Here is a 1,238-nt window from a genome sequence, read left to right as displayed (position 1 = left end):
GGGCGGTTTCAAGGGGTCGTAGCAACACCGTATGAGTGAGGTGTTGTTGATGGCGTCGAGAGTGGTGTTGAAGGATCGCGAGAACTTGTTCTGGGTTCGGGTTCGCGAGGGTATGTCGTCGGCGGCTGCGTGTGAGTCTGTGGGAGTGAATCGCAGACAGGGATATCGGTGGATCAAGGCTGCTGGAGGGCGGATACCTGTTCCGGTCGTGGCGTCGTCGGGGCGCTATATGGGCCAGGAGGAGCGTCTACGGATCGCGGATCTGCGGCTGGGCGGCGCCGGGGTTCGCGCGATCGCACGGGATCTGGGGCGCTCCGCGTCGACGATCAGCCGGGAGCTGCGCCGCAACTCCCACCCGACAACGCGCAGCTACCGGCCCTATGCCGCGCAGAAACGATGCGTGATCAGAGCGGGCCGACCCAAGCCGAGCAAGCTCGACGACCGGCAGCTCGCCGCTGTCGTGGAGGAGCGGTTGCGGAAGAACTGGAGTCCGCAGCAGATCAGCGACGACCTCGCGGTCGTGTTCGCCGGCCAGGCCGAGCTGCAGGTTTCGCACGAGTCGATCTATCAAAGCCTCTACGTTCACGGCCGCGGTTACGTCGGAGTGCGCCTGCACCGGCACCTGCGACGCGGCCGATCAGCCCGGAAACCACGGGGCACGCAGCTGAACGCGGCGGGTAAAATTCGCGACAAAGTGATGTTGAGCGAGCGGCCTAAAGAGGCTAACGACCGGCTGGTGGCCGGTCACTGGGAGGGCGATCTGATCGTCGGATCCGCGTCCGGATCGGCGATCGCGACCCTCGTTGAACGCACGACCCGGTTTGTCGTCCTGGTGCATCTACCCAACGGCCACAGCTCAATTGAACTACATGACGGACTCATCGGCGCCCTGGACGCTTTGCCCGTGCTGCTGCGGCGGTCGCTGACGTGGGATCAGGGAACCGAGCTGGCCCGGCACGTGGACATCACCAAAGCCACCGGCGTTCCGATCTTCTTCTGCGATCCGGCCTCACCCTGGCAGCGCGGCTCGAACGAGAACACCAACGGCCTGCTGCGCCAGTACTTCCCGAAAGGCACCGACCTGAACGCCCACAGCGCTCAACGCCTCCTCGAGGTCGCCACTGAACTCAACGAGCGGCCACGCAAAACCCTCAAACGAAGCACCCCAGCCGACCTGCTCAGCGAGCTAGTCTCGAGGAAGGAAATAGTCCCTGTTGCTTCCACCGTTTGAATTCGCC

1 protein-coding gene is annotated in these 1,238 nt (G+C 64.1%); it reads left to right on the top strand.

Annotated features, from left to right (window positions below; all coding sequences use genetic code 11):
• Positions 1 to 31 precede the first annotated feature (31 nt).
• Positions 32 to 1,231 (top strand): IS30 family transposase, encoded by a 1,200-nt coding sequence (locus tag E3O65_RS06900; RefSeq protein WP_206750131.1) that lies wholly within the window; start codon positions 32 to 34, stop codon positions 1,229 to 1,231.
• Positions 1,232 to 1,238: the final 7 nt, after the last annotated feature.

The organism is Cryobacterium breve (genome assembly GCF_004402375.1).
Classification (GTDB): Bacteria; Actinomycetota; Actinomycetes; order Actinomycetales; family Microbacteriaceae; genus Cryobacterium; species Cryobacterium breve.
Note: the sequence above shows the minus strand (reverse complement) of the source record. Positions and strands in the feature narration are given on the sequence as shown.